Raw genomic sequence first — 16,347 nt, forward strand, 5'->3', positions numbered from 1 at the left:
ACTCGTCCGCTACAGGAGCGGACGGGCTTCACGAGGCTTGTCGAGCCTCTTCGAGGCTCGCGACAGTCTTTCGTGGAGAGTTTGATCCTGGCTCAGGGCGAACGCTGGCGGCGTGCCTAACACATGCAAGTGGAGCGACGAACCAGGCTTCGGCCTGGGGCAAAGCCGCGAACGGGTGAGTAACACGTGGGTTACCTACCCCGAAGACCGGGATAACCCGGGGAAACTCGGGCTAATACCGGATGTGCTCCGTCTGCTGCGGCAGGCGGTGGAAAGGAAGCTTCGGCCTCCGCTTCGGGATGGGCCCGCGGCCCATTAGCTAGTTGGTGAGGTAACGGCTCACCAAGGCGACGATGGGTAGCTGGTCTGAGAGGATGGCCAGCCACACTGGGACTGAGACACGGCCCAGACTCCTACGGGAGGCAGCAGTGGGGAATCTTGGGCAATGCGCGAAAGCGTGACCCAGCGACGCCGCGTGGGGGAAGAAGGCCTTCGGGTTGTAAACCCCTTTCAGGAGGGACGAAGCCCGGTCCGTGAATAGCGGTCCCGGGTGACGGTACCTCCAGAAGAAGCCCCGGCTAACTACGTGCCAGCAGCCGCGGTAATACGTAGGGGGCTAGCGTTGCCCGGAATTATTGGGCGTAAAGCGCGCGTAGGCGGCCCGGTAAGTCCGCTGTGAAAGCCCGGGGCTCAACCCCGGGAGGCCGGTGGATACTGCCGGGCTAGAGTCCGGAAGAGGCGGGTGGAATTCCCGGTGTAGCGGTGAAATGCGCAGATATCGGGAGGAACACCGATGGCGAAGGCAGCCCGCTGGGACGGTACTGACGCTGAGGCGCGAAAGCGTGGGGAGCGAACAGGATTAGATACCCTGGTAGTCCACGCCGTAAACGATGGGCACTAGGTGTGGGGGGTAGCCGACTCCCTCCGTGCCGAAGCTAACGCATTAAGTGCCCCGCCTGGGGAGTACGGCCGCAAGGCTAAAACTCAAAGGAATTGACGGGGGCCCGCACAAGCGGCGGAGCATGTGGTTTAATTCGACGCAACGCGAAGAACCTTACCTGGGCTTGACATGCAGGTGACAGCCGGGGAAACCCGGTCTCCCTTCGGGGCACCTGCACAGGTGGTGCATGGCTGTCGTCAGCTCGTGTCGTGAGATGTTGGGTTAAGTCCCGCAACGAGCGCAACCCCCGCCCATGTTGCCAGCGGAGGCTACGTGCCTGCCGGGGACTCATGGGGGACTGCCGGTGACAAACCGGAGGAAGGTGGGGATGACGTCAAGTCATCATGCCCCTTATGCCCAGGGCTACACACGTGCTACAGTGGCCGGTACAACGGGCTGCGAACCCGTAAGGGGGAGCGAATCCCTAAAAGCCGGTCTAGGTTCGGATTGGGGGCTGCAACTCGCCCCCATGAAGGCGGAGTCGCTAGTAATCGCGGATCAGCAATGCCGCGGTGAATACGTTCCCGGGCCTTGTACACACCGCCCGTCACACCACGGGAGCGGGCAACACCCGAAGCCGGTGACCCAACCCCGCAAGGGGAGGGAGCCGTCGAAGGTGGGGCTCGTGACTGGGGTGAAGTCGTAACAAGGTAGCCGTACCGGAAGGTGCGGCTGGATCACCTCCTTTCTAGGGAGAAGCCTGGAGCTGCGACCGCCGCGCGGTCGCCTCGAGAGCTCCCGAACGTCGGCCGGGCCGCGCACGTACGCTGCCGAGTTTTCAGGGACCGCTCCCGCCGCTGGAGTGGTCGTACGCCCCACGCCGCGGGCGTTCGCACTCCGTCGTGGCCGGTGCGGCCCTTGAAAACTGCACAGTCGGCAGACACACCGCTCCACGCGGAGCGGACGTGTCACCGAGACGCGAGACCAGCCGGCGCTCTACGCGTCCGGCTGGTAGCTCACCGTCAAGATGGTAAGGGCGCACGGTGGATGCCTTGGCGCCAGGAGCCGACGAAGGGCGTGGACGGCTGCGATAAGCCACGGGGAGCCGCTGCACAGGCTGTGATCCGTGGATTCCCGAATGGGGCAACCCGGCGCCGGTAATACGGCGTCATCTCGTCCTGAATACATAGGGGCGAGAGGGCAAGCGGGCGAACTGAAACATCTCAGTAGCTCGAGGAAAGGAAATCAACCGAGACTCCCCGAGTAGTGGCGAGCGAAAGGGGACCAGCCTAAACCCGGCAAGTGCAAGCGGGCACGCGTTGCTTGTCGGGGGTCGTGGGACAGTCTGTCCGGGCGGTGCCCCGCCCGGCGGGAGTTACAAAAGCTGCGTCTAGCCGAAGACCCCTGGAACAGGGGCACCACAGAGGGTGATAGTCCCGTAGGCGAAAGACGACAGCTCTCCCGAAGGCTGATCCCGAGTAGGACCGGGCCCGTGAAACCCGGTTCGAATCTGGGGGGACCACCCTCCAAGGCTAAGTACTCCCTGGCGACCGATAGCGCACTAGTACCGTGAGGGAAAGGTGAAAAGAACCCCGGAAGGGGAGTGAAATAGAACCTGAAACCGTGCGCCTACAAGCGGTCGGAGCGTCCTTCGGGGCGTGACGGCGTGCTTTTTGCATAACGAGCCGGCGAGTTATCGTCACTGGCGAGGCTAAGCGATGAGCGGAGCCGCAGCGAAAGCGAGTCCGAACAGGGCGCTTAGTCGGTGGCGATAGACCCGAAACCGGGCGATCTACCCATGGGCAGGCTGAAGCGGGGGTAAGACCTCGTGGAGGGCCGAACCGACGTAGGTTAAAAACTGCGCGGATGACCTGTGGGTAGGAGTGAAAGGCTAATCAAGCTCGGAGATATCTGGTTCTCGCCGAAATATATTTAGGTATAGCCTCCGGTTAATACCTGCTGGCCGTAGAGCACTGCTTGGCCTAGGGGCCCCACCAGGTTACCGACGTCAGGCAAACTCCGAAGACCAGCAGGCGTACCCGGGGAGTCAGCCCAGGAGGGATAAACTTCCTGGACGAGAGGGAAACAACCCAGACCGCCAGCTAAGGTCCCAAAGTGGTAGCTAAGTGGGGAACGATGTCCGAGCGCTCAGACAACCAGGAGGTTGGCTTAGAGGCAGCCATCCTTTAAAGAGTGCGTAACAGCTCACTGGTCAAGTGCTCGGGCGCGGAAAATTCAACGGGGCTCAAGCTACCCACCGAAGCTGCGGGTCGGTATCGCTTCGGCGGTACCGGCGGTAGGCGAGCGTTCCCGTGCCGGTGAAGCGGCGGCGTAAGCCAGCCGTGGAGGCGCGGGAAGTGAGAATGCCGGCGTGAGTAACGAAAGAAGGGTGAGAATCCCTTCCACCGATTGTCCAAGGTTTCCTGAGCAACGTTCGTCGGCTCAGGGTTAGTCGGGACCTAAGGCGAGGCCGACAGGCGTAGCCGATGGGCAACGGGTTGATATTCCCGTACCACGTCGGGTCCGTGATGACCGATGGGGTGACGAGGAAGGCTATGGGGACCCTGGCGACGGTCGACCAGGGGTAAGCGTGTACCTAGCGCTCTCAGGCAAATCCGGGAGCGTGATGATGGGAGGCGCGATGCCAGCTGGCCTACGGGCCGGCGAGCCCCGGACGCCATGCCTCCGAGAAAAACCTCTAGGCAGGACCCACGTGCCCGTACCAAAACCGACACAGGTGGACAGGTAGAGAATACCGAGGTGAGCGAGCTAACCCTCGTTAAGGAACTCGGCAAACTGGCCCCGTAACTTCGGGAGAAGGGGCGCCCCGTTAGGGTGACGGTCCTCGCGACCCGAGCCCGAGGGGGCCGCAGTGAATAGGCCCAGGCGACTGTTTATCAAAAACACAGGTCTCTGCTAAGTCGAAAGACGACGTATAGGGGCTGACGCCTGCCCGGTGCCGGAAGGTTACGCGGAGGGGTTAGCCGCCTTCGGGCGGCGAAGCTCTGAAGCTAAGCCCCGGTAAACGGCGGCGGTAACTATAACCGTCCTAAGGTAGCGAAATTCCTTGTCGGGTAAGTTCCGACCTGCACGAATGGCGTAACGACCTGGGCGCTGTCTCAACGAGGGGCTCGGTGAAATCGCAGTCTCGGTGAAGATGCCGAGTACCCGCGGCTGGACGGAAAGACCCCGTGAACCTTTACTACAGCCTGTTATTGGAGTCTGGGGCATCGTGCTCAGGATAGGTGGGAGGCTGTGAAGCGAGAGCTTCGGCTCTCGTGGAGCCGTCCTTGAGATACCACCCTCGGTGTCCTGGGCTTCTAACCTCGACCCGTGAAGCCGGGCGAGGGACAGTGGCAGGTGGGTAGTTTGACTGGGGCGGTCGCCTCCTAAAGCGTAACGGAGGCGCGCAAAGGTCCCCTCAGCACGGTCGGAAATCGTGCGTTGAGTGCAAAGGCATCAAGGGGGCTTGACTGCGAGACTGACAAGTCGAGCAGGTGCGAAAGCAGGCCTTAGTGATCCGGCGGTTGCAAGTGGAAGCGCCGTCGCTCAACGGATAAAAGGTACTCCGGGGATAACAGGCTTATCGGGCCCAAGAGTCCACATCGACGGCCCGGTTTGGCACCTCGATGTCGGCTCGTCGCATCCTGGGGCTGAAGTCGGTCCCAAGGGTTGGGCTGTTCGCCCATTAAAGCGGCACGCGAGCTGGGTTCAGAACGTCGTGAGACAGTTCGGTCCCTATCCGCCGCGGGCGTTGGAGAGTTGAGGGGAGTCGCCCCTAGTACGAGAGGACCGGGGTGAACGGACCTCTGGTGTACCTGTTGTCCCGCCAGGGGCACCGCAGGATAGCCACGTCCGGATGGGATAACCGCTGAAAGCATCTAAGCGGGAAGCCCACCCCAAGATGAGCTCTCCCATCCCCTCGAGGGAGTAAGGGCCCTGGGAGAACACCAGGTGATAGGCCGGCGGTGTAAGCGCGGCAACGCGTTCAGCCGACCGGTACTAATTGCCCGAGGGCTTGACGGTATTTCTTCGCGCGTCTCGCGCCGACTGTGCGGTTTTCAAGGGTCGTAGTCGCGGCTCGATGAAGTCGCTCAGATAGGGCTTGAAAAGCTTCCGGTGGCTATAGCGAGGGGGAAACACCTCTTCCCATTCCGAACAGAGAAGTTAAGCCCCTCAGCGCCGATGGTACTTGGGGCGCAGGCCCCCGGGAGAGTAGGTCGCCGCCGGATTCGAGTTTCGAGGGCGCGTCGCTAGCGGCGCGCCCTCTCTCTTTTTGGCTTCGCCCGGCGGTGTCTGCGCCGACCGACAACGCTCGCGCGCTGCAGCACGGGCCGCCAAGCGCAGCGCGGTGCTCTGGCGTCGAGGTCAGCACTGCTCCAAACTGGGGGGCAGGGTGCGGACCCGGAGCGGTACTGGTCGCCGGCGGCGAGCGGGGTGTGTACGCTGCTCGGCGTGAACGTCCTCGAAATAGTGGTGCTCGCGATCGTCACCGTGGTGGTCGTCGCCTTCCTGGCCGGCATGGTCGCGGCTCGCCGTCGAGCCGAGGCTTTGGCTCCAGAACTCGAGCGTCACCTCGCGGCCGTCGAGCGACGCCTCGCCGAGGCGCAGGCACAGGACCCGACCTGGCGGCGGGAAGCGCTGGAAGCAGCCGCGCGTCGAGCGCTGCGAAGGGAACGTCCCGAGCTCGCCGATCTGGCACTGCGATTGGTGCGTGTTCACGACGCCCCCGGCGCGCACGAGGACGAGGCGGAGTTCGAGGTCGAGCCGCCCGGCGCGGGCGCACGCGTGCGCATCAGGGTGGCGCGACAACGGGGAGAGTGGGAGGCCGAGATCCGCGGCTAAGCCGCAAGCTCGTTAGCCGCCTGTAATAACGCAGGCGTGGGCTGCCCGCTTCGGCGAGCTCGCCGGGCGCCTACGAACCGATACGGCAGCAACGCACGTCGCAGCGTCGGCAGCGACACGCGATGTCGCCGTGTATGTCGGGCGCGGTCGTGCTGACGCCGCCGCTTCAGTTTGCAGACAGTACGCCTCTAGCGTCGCGAGGCGCACGGCGAAGTCGAGCGCGCGAACGACGCGTGCGCTAAGTGTCGTGGGCGAGCTGCCCCGGGGGGAAGTCGACACGAACATCTGTTCGACACGCTAGTGCGCAGCGCGGACGGAAACGCGGCGGGGGCAGGCGCGGTCCTACAGGAGACGACGCGCTCGTGGCGAAAGCTCGCTACGTGCTCTCCGCTACGCTTGCGGCGCCCCGCCACCTCGAGCCAGCGACCTACAGGGGACGCATGGAGAAGTTCGTAATCGAGGGCGGCGTGCCGCTCTCCGGCACGATCACGCCGGCAGGAAACAAGAACGCTGCGCTTCCCGCGCTCGCCGCTGCGCTCCTCACCGAGGAGCGCGTCGTGCTGCGCAACATTCCGCACATCCGCGACGTCGAGACGATGATCGAACTGCTGCGGCTGCTCGGTGCCGATGCCGACTGGATCGACCGCAACGTCGTCGCGGTGTGTGCTGCCGGGGTCAAGGAAACTGCCGTCGATCCCGAGCTGGCACGCCAGATCCGTGCCTCGTTCCTGCTCGCCGGTCCACTTCTAGCGCGCTTCGGCCGCGCGCTGATGCCACCACCAGGTGGCGACGTGATCGGGCGGCGTCGACTCGACCCCCACCTCGACGCCTTCCGTGCTCTCGGAGCCGAAGTGCGCAGCGGATCGCACTACGAGATCGTCGCGCCCAACGGCCTGCGGCCCTGCGACTTTTTCATGGACGAGCCGTCGGTGATGGCAACCGAGAACGCATTGATGGCTGCCGCGCTGACGCCCGGCACCACGATCATCCACAACGCCGCCGCCGAGCCTCACGTCCAGGATCTCGCGCGGCTACTGACCGCGATGGGTGCGCGCGTCGAGGGGATCGGGTCGAACCGGCTTGTCGTCGAGGGGCGGCGCGAGCTCGGCGGAGCGGACTTCACGATCGGTCCCGACCACATCGAGATCGGCAGCTTCATTGCCCTCGCTGCTTGCACAGGTGGGGAGTTGAGGATCAAAGACACGGTGCCCGAGGACCTGCGGATGGTGCGGATCGCGTTCGAGCGGCTAGGCTGCCGGATCGAGTTCGAGGGGCGCGACGTCGTCGTCCCCGCCGGGCAAACGCTGCGCGTCCGCGATGACGACGGCAACGCTGTCGCGAAGATCGAGGATGGCCCCTGGCCTGCGTTTCCCGCCGACCTCACCTCGATCGTCGTTGCGATGGCCACACAAGCCGACGGGCTGATCCTGATCCACGAGAAGATGTTCGAGAACCGGCTGTTCTTCGTCGACAAGCTGGTCAGCATGGGCGCTCGCGTGATCGTGTGCGACCCACACCGAGCTGTCGTCAGCGGCCCCAGCAAACTGCGCGGGCAACGGCTCGAAAGCCCCGACATCCGCGCCGGCATGGCCTTGCTGATCGCCGCGCTCTGCGCCGAAGGGGTGTCCGAGATCGGCAACGTCCGCCAGATCGACCGCGGCTATGAGCGGATCGATGAGCGCCTGCGCGCGCTCGGTGCGCGCATCGAACGGGTCGGGTCACCGGAAGAACCGATCGTGCTGCGCGCCGCACGCGGCACGGCGGGCGCGCTGTAATTGCTGTTCCCAAGCGCATCAACCGACCCCGTCGCGGCCACCGCGCCCCTCGCCCGCCGTCTGCCGGCCGGGATGCGGGACGTGCTGCCCGACGAGATGCGCGAGCTGCGCGAGCTGTCCGACGTGCTGCGCAGCACGTTCGGTGCGGCCGGCTACGGGGAGGTCTGGACCCCGGCGCTCGAGTTCGAAGAGGTCTTGCGGCTCGGCGACCCGGATGCCGCCAAAGCGGCCTACAAACTGTTCGACGAGCACGGGCGAGCCCTCGCGCTGCGTTCGGACATGACGATCCCAATCGCGCGGCTCGCAGCTACACGTCTCGCCGCTGAAACGCCGCCGCTGCGGGTGTGCTACTTCGCGCACGCCTACCGCACCGGGCCGGTGCGTGCCGACCAGCCGCACGAGTTCCTGCAAGCCGGGATCGAACTGCTGGGCGTGGCCGAGCCGGATGGCGAGGCCGAAGTGATCGCGCTCTCGCTCGCGGGGCTCGAGCGCTGCGGTTTGGAGCGCCACCGGGTCGGGATCGGCGACGCCGCCCTCTATCCGCAGTTGTTGGCGGCGCTCGGTGTCGACGACCAAGCCCAGCGGGCTTTGCTCGCAGCGCTGGGGAGGCGGGACCTCGTGGCGGTGGAGCGTCTCGCCGGTGCGCTACCGACGACCGCGGCGAAGCGAGCCGTCGCCGCGGCGAACGCTCGTGGCGGACCCGAGGTGCTGGAGCTGGTCGCCGATCTCGTCCCGACTTGTGCCGCGCGCCTTCTCGGCCTATTCGAGCGCCTTGCCGCCGCCGGTCACGGTGAACGTGTGATCGTCGATCTCGGTTTGCGCCGCGACTTCGCCTACTACACCGGCATCGTCTGCGAGTTCTACGATCCGGCGGTCGGCTTCGCTATCGGCGGCGGCGGTCGCTACGACGACCTCGTCGCGCGCTTCGGGCGCGACGTGACCGGTTTCGGCGTCGCCTTCGACCTGCAGCGCGTCCACCTCGCCCAAGCAGCCGAGGAGCGAGCACGAGCATGAGCAGCGCACCGGGCGAACGCTCGCCACTCGCGGGACTCGTCCTGGCGATACCCCGCGGGGCGCTGTTCCAGGAAACGCTCGCGCTGCTCGATCGCCTCGGTTACGACACGGACTCGATCAGGAAAAACGAGCGGCGGCTGCTCTTCCCTGAGCTCGGGATCGTGACCATGCGCCCGAGCGACGTCCCCACCTATGTCGAGCACGGGGCGGCCGACCTCGGGATCACCGGCAAGGACGTGATTTGCGAACAGAGCGACCGCGACGTCTACGAGCTCCTCGACCTCGGGTACGGCCACTGCCGGATGGTGCTGGCAGCGGCGTCCGGTAGCGACGCACTAGGCGAGTCGCTGCGCCGTCTCGGCCGCATGCGTGTCGCGACCAAGTACCCGCGCACGACGCGCGAGTACTTCGCGCGAACCGGGCGCCACGTCGAGGTCGTCGAGGTAAAAGGTTCGGTCGAGATCGCGCCGCTGTGCGGACTAGCCGACGGGATCGTCGACCTCACTGCGACCGGCCGTACGCTCGCCGAGAACGGTCTGCAGGTGGTGGAGGAGATCGCGACCTCGACAGCACGGCTGATCGCCAACCCGGTCGCTCACAAGCTCAAGGCACGCGCGGTCGACGAGTTCGTGGAGCGCGTGAAAGCCGTGGTCAACGGCGGTGCGCCTCCCGGCGGGCGCGCCGGCGAAGGCAGTCCTCGGTAGCGTGCAGGTCACGATGGAGGAAGGCCGCACGCCGCCGATCGTTTGGCTCGAGCAGGACACCAGCGCCGCACGTGTGCGTGCCCTGCAGCCGACAGGTGCGAGTATCGAAGACCGTGTCCGCGAGATCATCGCCCGCGTACGCGACGGCGGCGACGCCGCCCTCCTAGCCCTCAGTGCCGAGATCGACGGTGTCGAGCTCGCTGCCGGCGGCGTGCGCGTCGCGCCCGACGAGATCGCCGCCGCCCGTGCCCGTGCCGACAGCGCGCTGCTCGACTCGCTGACGCTGGCGGCTCGCAACGTCGAGCGGGTGGCGACGCTCGCCCTCGGCCCGCAGGCCGAGACAGTCGAGCTCCCGCAGGGGCACCGCATCGCTGTGCGCCGCCTGCCGGTGCGCCGCGCCGGTCTCTACGTGCCCGGCGGCCGCGCGGCCTACCCGTCGACATTGGTGATGGGCGCCGCCGCCGCGCGCGCCGCGGGCGTCGCCGAGCTCGTGGTGTGCGTGCCGCCCGGTCCCGACGGGAGGATCGCCGATGCGACGCTCGCCGCGTGTGCGCTTCTCGAGGTCGACGAAGTGTGGCGCGTGGGAGGGGCGCAGGCGATCGCGGCGCTGGCCTACGGCACCGAGACGCTGCGAGCGGTCGACCTCATCGCCGGCCCCGGCAACCGCTGGGTGCAGGAAGCCAAACGGCAGGTGTTCGGTCACGTCGGGGTCGATGCGGTCCAGGGGCCGAGCGAGCTCGTCGTGCTTGCCGATAGCGACGCCGACACCGAGCTCGTCGCCGCCGACCTGCTGGCGCAGGCCGAGCACGGCCCCGACGGTCTTGTCGCTGCGGTGGCGCCCGAACACGCCTGGTTGGAGACGTTGGAGCGGCAGCTGCGGCGGCTGGCAGCAGCGCTCGGCGGCCGTTTCGAAACACCGATCGCGCTGTGCCCGGTCGCTTCTCTCGAGGACGGTCTGGCGCTCTGCGAGGCGATCGCCCCCGAGCACCTCGAGCTCGTCGGTGCGCGCGCTGAGCCGCTCGCCGCAGAGGTGCGGAACGCCGGCTGCGTTTTCGTCGGGGCTGCTGCTGCGACCGCGCTCGGCGACTACGTCGCCGGCTCGAACCACATCCTTCCGACTGGCGGCGCCGCGCGCTTCCAGAGCGCGGTATCGGCAGCGACGTTCCAGCGGCGGATGGCGACGGTCGCGATCCCCGGCCGAGCGCTCGACGAGCTCGCTCGGGCGGGAGCGCTGATCGCCCGCTACGAGGGACTCGTCGCGCACGCACGCTCGCTCGAAATGCGTCTCGAACGAGCTCGCGAGCTAGACGGGTCGAGCGAGCGTCGCGAACCGGAAAGCGAGCGCGAAAACGTGCACGACGCGGCCGCTCCTGTACCGTCAGGCGCAGAGGCGGACGCTCGAAGCGAGCCGCGCCGAGAGGTCGAAGAGTGAACGCAGACGCCGCCACTGACAAGCGCTGCGCCGAGGTCGAGCGCCGCACGCGCGAAACGCACGTGCGGCTCGCGCTCGATCTCGACGGCAGCGGTGCGGGCGAGCGCAGCACCGGGGTTGGTTTCTTCGACCACATGCTCGACGCCGTGGCGCGTCACGGGAAGATCGACCTCGATGTTCGCGTCGACGGCGATATCGCGACTGGACCGCACCACACCGTCGAGGACACCGGGCTCGCCCTCGGGCGCGCGCTCGACCGTGCGCTCGGCGACCGCCACGGCATCTGTCGCTTCGGCGAGGCGCGTGTGGCGATGGACGACGCGCTCGCGTGGTGCGTGATCGACATCTCCGGCCGCCCGTACGCACGCCTCGATGCCGTCTTCCCGCGCCAGCAGGTGGCTGACTTCGAGGTTGAGCTGTGCGCCGAATTCCTGCGCGCCGTGGCAAGCACCGCCGGTCTCACCGTGCACGCTGGCGTGGAGCGCGGCGACAACGCCCACCACATGGTGGAGGCGCTGTTCAAAGCGTTCGCGCTAGCGCTGCGACGTGCGTGCGCGCGCGACCCGCTCGAGCACGGTGTTCCGTCGACGAAAGGTGCCCTCGGCGAGGCGCAGACGTGACGACCGGCACGCGCAAGCCACCGTCGCCACCGACAGTTGCCGTTCTCGACTACGGAATGGGCAACCTGCGATCGGTTGCCAAGGCTCTTGCGCACGTCGGCGCTGAGCCACGCGTGACCAGCGACCCACGCGACCTCGGCCGCTGCGCTGGTGCTGTGTTGCCAGGGGTAGGTGCCTTCCCCGCCGCGGTTCGCGAGCTGCGGACACGCAAATTACTTGCGCCCCTGCTCGACGCTGCGCGGCAAGGGCTGCCGATGCTCGGCATTTGCCTCGGCATGCAGCTCCTCTTCGAGCGCTCGGAGGAGCAGGGCGGAGCTGACGGGCTCGGCTTGATCGAGGGCGAGGTCACAGCGCTCGCTGCGCGCGGCCTCAAGGTGCCGCACATCGGCTGGAACTTCGTCGAGCGGCGGCGTGACAGCTGGCTACTCGCCGGCCTGGGGGAACGCACCGCCTTCTACCACGTGCACTCCTTCGCCGCCCGCCCCCGACACGACCAGGATGTCGTCGGCGTCGCCCGCTACGGCGAGGAGTTCGTTAGCGCCGTCGAACGTGGGACACTTGCCGGTGTCCAGTTCCATCCCGAAAAGTCGGGGCCGGCTGGCCTGCGTGTACTCGAAAACTTCGTCGCGCTGTGCGCTCGGCGAACGCCGAGCGGGGACCGGCAGCCCCTCGTAGCGAGGCACGGGCAGTGATCTTCATTCCCGCCATCGACATCCGTTCCGGGCGCGCGGTGCGTCTGCTACGCGGCGACTTCAGTCGCGAGACCGTCTACGACGAGCCGCTTGCAGCGGCACGATCGTTCGTCGAGGCGGGGGCGCGGTTCCTCCATGTCGTCGATCTCGATGGCGCCCGGCACGGCGAGCCCCGCAACCTCGAGCACCTGCGGCGAATCTGCAGCGAGCTCGACGTACCCGTTCAGTTCGGCGGCGGGCTGCGCAACGAGGCCGCTGTGGAAGCGGCGCTCGCCGCCGGCGCGACACGGGTGGTGATCGGTACCTCGGCGCTGCGCGACCCGGAGTTCGTCAAGCGTGCGCTCGCGCGCTGGGATCCGCGGGTCGTAGTTGCCGTCGACGTGCGCGGCGGCAAGGTGTCGGTGTCGGGCTGGGAGGAGCGAACAGAGCTCGACGCCGTCGAGGCGATCGCGCGCCTGCAGGCGCTTGGCGTCGTCCGTTTCGTCTACACGAACGCCGACCGTGACGGCACGCTCGAAGGCCCCGACCTCGCCGAGATCGAACGCGTCGGCCGGGCCATTCGTGGCCGCTTCATCTACTCGGGCGGCATAGGCACGGTCGACCATCTGCGCGCCCTGCGCGAACTGCGGCTCGTCAACCTCGTCGGCGTGATCTGCGGGAAGGCGCTGTACGAGCGCCGTTTCACGATCGCCGAGGCACAAGCAGCGCTGGACGAGCGGCGTCCCCGCCCCTTCCGGCTGGCGCACTTCCCAGGTACCGGCGCCGCCTGATCGCAACAGGCCGGCGTGCGGCGGTCACAACAAAGGGGCGCGTAAGCTCAGCTGCGGCGTGGTTCTGAAACGGATAATCCCCTGTCTCGACGTCGACCGCGGGCGGGTCGTCAAGGGCGTCGGATTCGTCGACCTGCGCGACGCCGGTGACGCCGTCGAACTGGCCGCTCGCTACGAGCGCGAGGGCGCCGACGAGCTCGTGTTTCTCGATATCAGCGCGAGTCATGAGCGCCGTCGCACCGGCGCCGAGCTGGCGCGCCGCTGCGCCGACGAGATCTTCATTCCCTTCACGATCGGCGGCGGGATCCGCTCGGTGGAGGACGCTCACGCGGTGCTCGCCGCCGGGGCCGACAAGGTGTCGGTGAACACGGCTGCTGTCGCCCGTCCCGAGCTCATCGACGAGCTTGCACGCGTGTTCGGCTCGCAGTGCGTCGTCGTCGCGATCGACGCACGCCGCTGCGACGACGCCGGGCAGGCGTCCCGCACCGGCTGCGTGCACACCGACGGTCACCGCTGGGAGGTGGTGGTCGAGGGAGGACGCCGCGGGACCGGGCGCGACGCGGTGACATGGGCGCGCGAGGCAGTCGCGCGCGGAGCGGGGGAGATCCTCCTGACGTCAATGGACCGCGACGGTACCGAGGACGGCTACGACATCGGGCTCACGCGCGCGGTGAGCGACGCCGTCGACGTGCCGGTCATCGCATCCGGCGGGGCAGGAGAGCTCGAGCATCTTGTCGAGGCGATCGAGCGCGGTGGTGCCGACGCTGTCCTGTGCGCCTCGATCTTCCATTACGGGCGCTACACGATCACGCAGGCTAAGCGGCACATGGCGCGCCGCGGCGTGCCAGTGCGGCTCGACTGACACTGCTCCTGGTGGGGCTGCGATGGCCGATAGCCTTGCGGTCTTGGAGGTGCGACGCGTCTCCACAGAGGATCTGCGCGAGCGCGTTCGCCGGATCCCGGGGATCGAGCGCCTGTTGCCGGCGCTCGACGGGCTGCCACCCGTCTACCTGGTCGGCGGTGCGGTTCGCGACCTCTTGCTCGGCGAGCGCTCGCTCGACATCGATCTCGCCGTCGAGGGCGACGCGCGATCGGCTGCGCGCGAGCTCGCCCGTCGCCTCGACGGCGACGTCGTGGGGCACGATCGCTTCGGCACGGCAACCGTGCACGCGCCAGACCTGAGGGTCGATCTGGCGATGACCCGCAAGGAGCGCTATCCGCGCCCGGGTGCGCTCCCCGAAGTCGAGCCCGCGACCCTCGCCGAAGATCTCGCGCGCCGCGACTTTTCGATCAACGCTATGGCGATCGCTCTGCACGGCGACGAGCTCGGTCATCTCCACGACCCCTTCGGCGGCGTGCGCGACCTGACGGCCGGGATCGTTCGCGTGCTCCACGAGCGCAGCTTCGTCGACGACCCGACACGGCTGCTGCGCGCGCTTCGCTACGAGACGCGCCTCGGTTTCCAGCTCGACCCCGAGACCGAGCGGCTGGCGCGCGAGGCCGCTGCGCGCTCGCTGCTGCGCTTGGTGTCAGGTCCGCGCGTCCGCGACGAGCTACTGCCGCTGCTCGAGGAGATCGAGCTGATCCCGCGCGCCTTGCGGCGGATGCGCGAGCTCGGCATCGATCGCTCGCTGCACCCTGCGCTCACTGCCGACCCGCAGCTCGCTGCCGATGCCGCGTTGGCCGCCAACGTCGTCGGGGCGAGCCGACGGCTGAGCGCGCTCGCGGCGCTGCTCGCACGCGACCCCGAGGGCGCTCGCGAATGGCTCGACGAGTTGGCGCTGCGTGCGCCGGAGCGGGACGCTGTCGAGCGCGCTGCGCGCCGCGGCCGGCAGCTCGCGACCCTTCTCGGTATCGGCGAGCTACGGCCCTCTCAGATCTACGAGTTGCTGGCGCCCGAGCCGCCCGAGGCGCTCGCCGTCGCACTGGCGCTAGGCGCTCCGCAGCGGGCGATCGCCGACTACGTAAACCGGCTCCGTCACGTGCGGCTCGAGATCTCGGGGCGCGACCTGGTCGCCGCGGGCGTTCCCGAATCGCCCCTGATCGGCCAGGCGCTGCGGGCCGTGTTGCGAATGAAACTCGACGGCCGCGTGTCGGGCCGCGACGAGGAGCTCGCGGCGGCCCTAGCCGAGGTCAGGCTCGCCGAGGAGGCCGCGGGCCGGGGTGGCGACGCGAAGTGAGCTTCAGCGAACGTAGCGACGGTTGGCCGCGACCCGTCGCGGTCGAGCTGCCCGGGGCGACGGCCTACTTCTCGGACCGCCGGGGCGGTGTCAGCTCCGGGCCGTTTGCGACCCTCAACCTCGGTCTCGGCAGCGGCGACGATCCTGCGCGTGTCGCAGAGAACCGGGGGCGACTGGCGGCTGTCGCGGGAGTCGAGGCGGGCCGTTTGCGCTGGCTTTTGCAGGTGCACGGCGGGCGTGTGCACCGTTGGAGGGCGGGCAGCTGCGATGCCGCCCGCCGAGACGACGAGGCCGACGCGTCCGTCGCTGAACCGCCGCGCGCCGACGCCCACGTGACCGACGAGCCCGGCGTCGGGCTGCTCGTCCTCACCGCTGATTGTCTGCCGGTGGCGCTCGCCGACGGCACCACCGTCGCCGCTGTCCACGCCGGTTGGCGCGGTCTCGCAGCCGGTGTCGTCGTCAACGCGGCACGCCAGCTCGGCGCCGGGGCGGTCGCTTGCATCGGGCCGGGGATCGGCCCCTGCTGCTACCGCGTCGGCGGCGAGGTTGCGGCGCGCTTCGCCGGCTACGACGGCGCTGTGCGCGGCGACCGCCTCGACCTTGCTGTGGTGTGCGAACAGCAGTTGCGTGCCGCCGGCGTGCGCGACGTGCGGCGCCTCAGTGGTTGCACGGCGTGCGAGCGCGAGCGCTTCTTCTCCTACCGACGTGACGGCGCGGCCACCGGCCGACAGGGTGTGCTCGTCGTCAAACAGCGGGTGCGGGACGGTGGCTGAGCGCCGCTACGACGTCGATCCGCGCCGCGTCGCCGCACGCCTCGAGCGCGTGCGCGAGCGGATCGCAGAGCTCGGTCGTGACCCGGGCGAGGTCGAGATTCTCGTCGCGACCAAGTACGTCGCCTGCGAGCAGATGCCGCTGCTGGCCGAAGCGGGGGTGCGCCTGGTCGGCGAGAACCGTGCCCAGGACCTCGTCGCCAAACAGGAGGCGCACGGCGAGCTCTTCGAGTGGGACTTCATCGGCGTGCTGCAGAGCCGCAAGGTGCGCACGGTCGCTCCGCGGGTGCGTCTCATACACTCGCTGGCGAGCGAGTCCGCGCTACGCGAGCTCGAGCGCTACCCGGCACGTGCTGTGCTGGTGCAGGTCAACGTCGCGGGCGAGGAGGGCAAAGCAGGGATTGCGCCCCAACGTCTCGGCGAGTTCCTAGCCCGCTGTCCGGTGCCGGTCGCGGGGCTGATGACGATGCCGCCGCTCGCCGACACCCCCGAGCGCAACCGCCGCTGGTTCCGTGCCCTGCGCGAACTAGCCGAACGCCACGGCCTGCGCACGCTCTCGATGGGGACGAGCCAGGATTGGGAGGTGGCGGTCGAGGAGGGCGCCACGATCATCCGTTTGGGCAGCTCCCTGCTCGTCTGACCGCTCCCGCCTGGGCTCGCGCGAA

The 16,347-nt window shown here is 68.0% G+C and carries 12 protein-coding genes and 3 rRNA genes; all 15 read left to right on the top strand.

Features of this window, described 5'->3' with window-relative positions; translation table 11 throughout:
- Nucleotides 1-69: 69 nt before the first annotated feature.
- Nucleotides 70-1,628, top strand: a 16S ribosomal RNA gene (locus JDY09_RS04540).
- A 272-nt stretch (nt 1,629-1,900) separates the two neighbouring features.
- Nucleotides 1,901-4,906 (top strand): 23S ribosomal RNA (locus tag JDY09_RS04545).
- An 89-nt stretch (nt 4,907-4,995) separates the two neighbouring features.
- A 5S ribosomal RNA gene (gene rrf, locus JDY09_RS04550) occupies nt 4,996-5,112 on the top strand.
- Together the 16S, 23S and 5S rRNA genes form the textbook arrangement of a ribosomal RNA operon.
- A gap of 223 nt (nt 5,113-5,335) precedes the next feature.
- Complete coding sequence (locus tag JDY09_RS04555) at nt 5,336-5,725, top strand: hypothetical protein (RefSeq protein ID WP_274717877.1); 390 nt, start codon at nt 5,336-5,338, stop codon at nt 5,723-5,725.
- 440 nt (nt 5,726-6,165) lie between these two features.
- Nucleotides 6,166-7,500, top strand: a complete 1,335-nt coding sequence (murA, locus tag JDY09_RS04560) for a UDP-N-acetylglucosamine 1-carboxyvinyltransferase (RefSeq protein WP_428837461.1) — start codon at nt 6,166-6,168, stop codon at nt 7,498-7,500.
- A complete protein-coding gene (locus JDY09_RS04565) occupies nt 7,501-8,514 on the top strand; it encodes an ATP phosphoribosyltransferase regulatory subunit (protein ID WP_274717879.1) in 1,014 nt (337 codons plus the stop codon).
- A complete protein-coding gene (hisG, locus tag JDY09_RS04570) occupies nt 8,511-9,218 on the top strand; it encodes an ATP phosphoribosyltransferase (RefSeq protein ID WP_274717880.1) in 708 nt (235 codons plus the stop codon). The genes JDY09_RS04565 and hisG overlap by 4 nt, the downstream gene beginning before the upstream one ends.
- 13 nt (nt 9,219-9,231) lie before the next feature.
- On the top strand, nt 9,232-10,650 hold the full coding sequence (gene hisD / locus JDY09_RS04575; protein ID WP_274717881.1) for a histidinol dehydrogenase: 1,419 nt from the start codon (nt 9,232-9,234) through the stop codon (nt 10,648-10,650).
- Nucleotides 10,647-11,270, top strand: coding sequence for an imidazoleglycerol-phosphate dehydratase HisB (gene hisB, locus JDY09_RS04580; protein ID WP_274717882.1), 624 nt, complete (start codon nt 10,647-10,649; stop codon nt 11,268-11,270). The genes hisD and hisB overlap by 4 nt, the downstream gene beginning before the upstream one ends.
- Nucleotides 11,267-11,962 (top strand): imidazole glycerol phosphate synthase subunit HisH, encoded by a 696-nt coding sequence (gene hisH / locus JDY09_RS04585; RefSeq protein ID WP_274717883.1) that lies wholly within the window; start codon nt 11,267-11,269, stop codon nt 11,960-11,962. Before hisB ends, hisH begins: the two co-directional genes overlap by 4 nt.
- Entirely contained in the window at nt 11,902-12,732 is an 831-nt protein-coding gene (hisA, locus tag JDY09_RS04590) for a 1-(5-phosphoribosyl)-5-[(5-phosphoribosylamino)methylideneamino]imidazole-4-carboxamide isomerase (RefSeq protein WP_274717884.1), read from the top strand. The genes hisH and hisA overlap by 61 nt, the downstream gene beginning before the upstream one ends.
- Nucleotides 12,733-12,790: 58 nt before the next feature.
- Nucleotides 12,791-13,594 carry an imidazole glycerol phosphate synthase subunit HisF gene (gene hisF / locus JDY09_RS04595; protein ID WP_274717885.1) on the top strand — a complete coding sequence of 268 codons (804 nt, stop codon included), beginning with the start codon at nt 12,791-12,793 and terminating at the stop codon, nt 13,592-13,594.
- Nucleotides 13,595-13,643: 49 nt separating this feature from the next.
- Nucleotides 13,644-14,912, top strand: a complete 1,269-nt coding sequence (locus JDY09_RS04600) for a CCA tRNA nucleotidyltransferase (protein ID WP_274717994.1) — start codon at nt 13,644-13,646, stop codon at nt 14,910-14,912.
- Nucleotides 14,909-15,685 carry a polyphenol oxidase family protein gene (locus JDY09_RS04605; protein ID WP_274717886.1) on the top strand — a complete coding sequence of 259 codons (777 nt, stop codon included), beginning with the start codon at nt 14,909-14,911 and terminating at the stop codon, nt 15,683-15,685. The genes JDY09_RS04600 and JDY09_RS04605 overlap by 4 nt, the downstream gene beginning before the upstream one ends.
- The gene (locus tag JDY09_RS04610; RefSeq protein WP_274717887.1) at nt 15,678-16,322 is read left to right on the top strand and encodes a YggS family pyridoxal phosphate enzyme; all 645 of its coding nucleotides are present in this window, start codon (nt 15,678-15,680) and stop codon (nt 16,320-16,322) included. The genes JDY09_RS04605 and JDY09_RS04610 overlap by 8 nt, the downstream gene beginning before the upstream one ends.
- Nucleotides 16,323-16,347: the final 25 nt, after the last annotated feature.

The sequence above is a fragment of the Thermoleophilum album genome, assembly GCF_028867705.1.
Classification (GTDB): Bacteria; Actinomycetota; Thermoleophilia; order Solirubrobacterales; family Thermoleophilaceae; genus Thermoleophilum.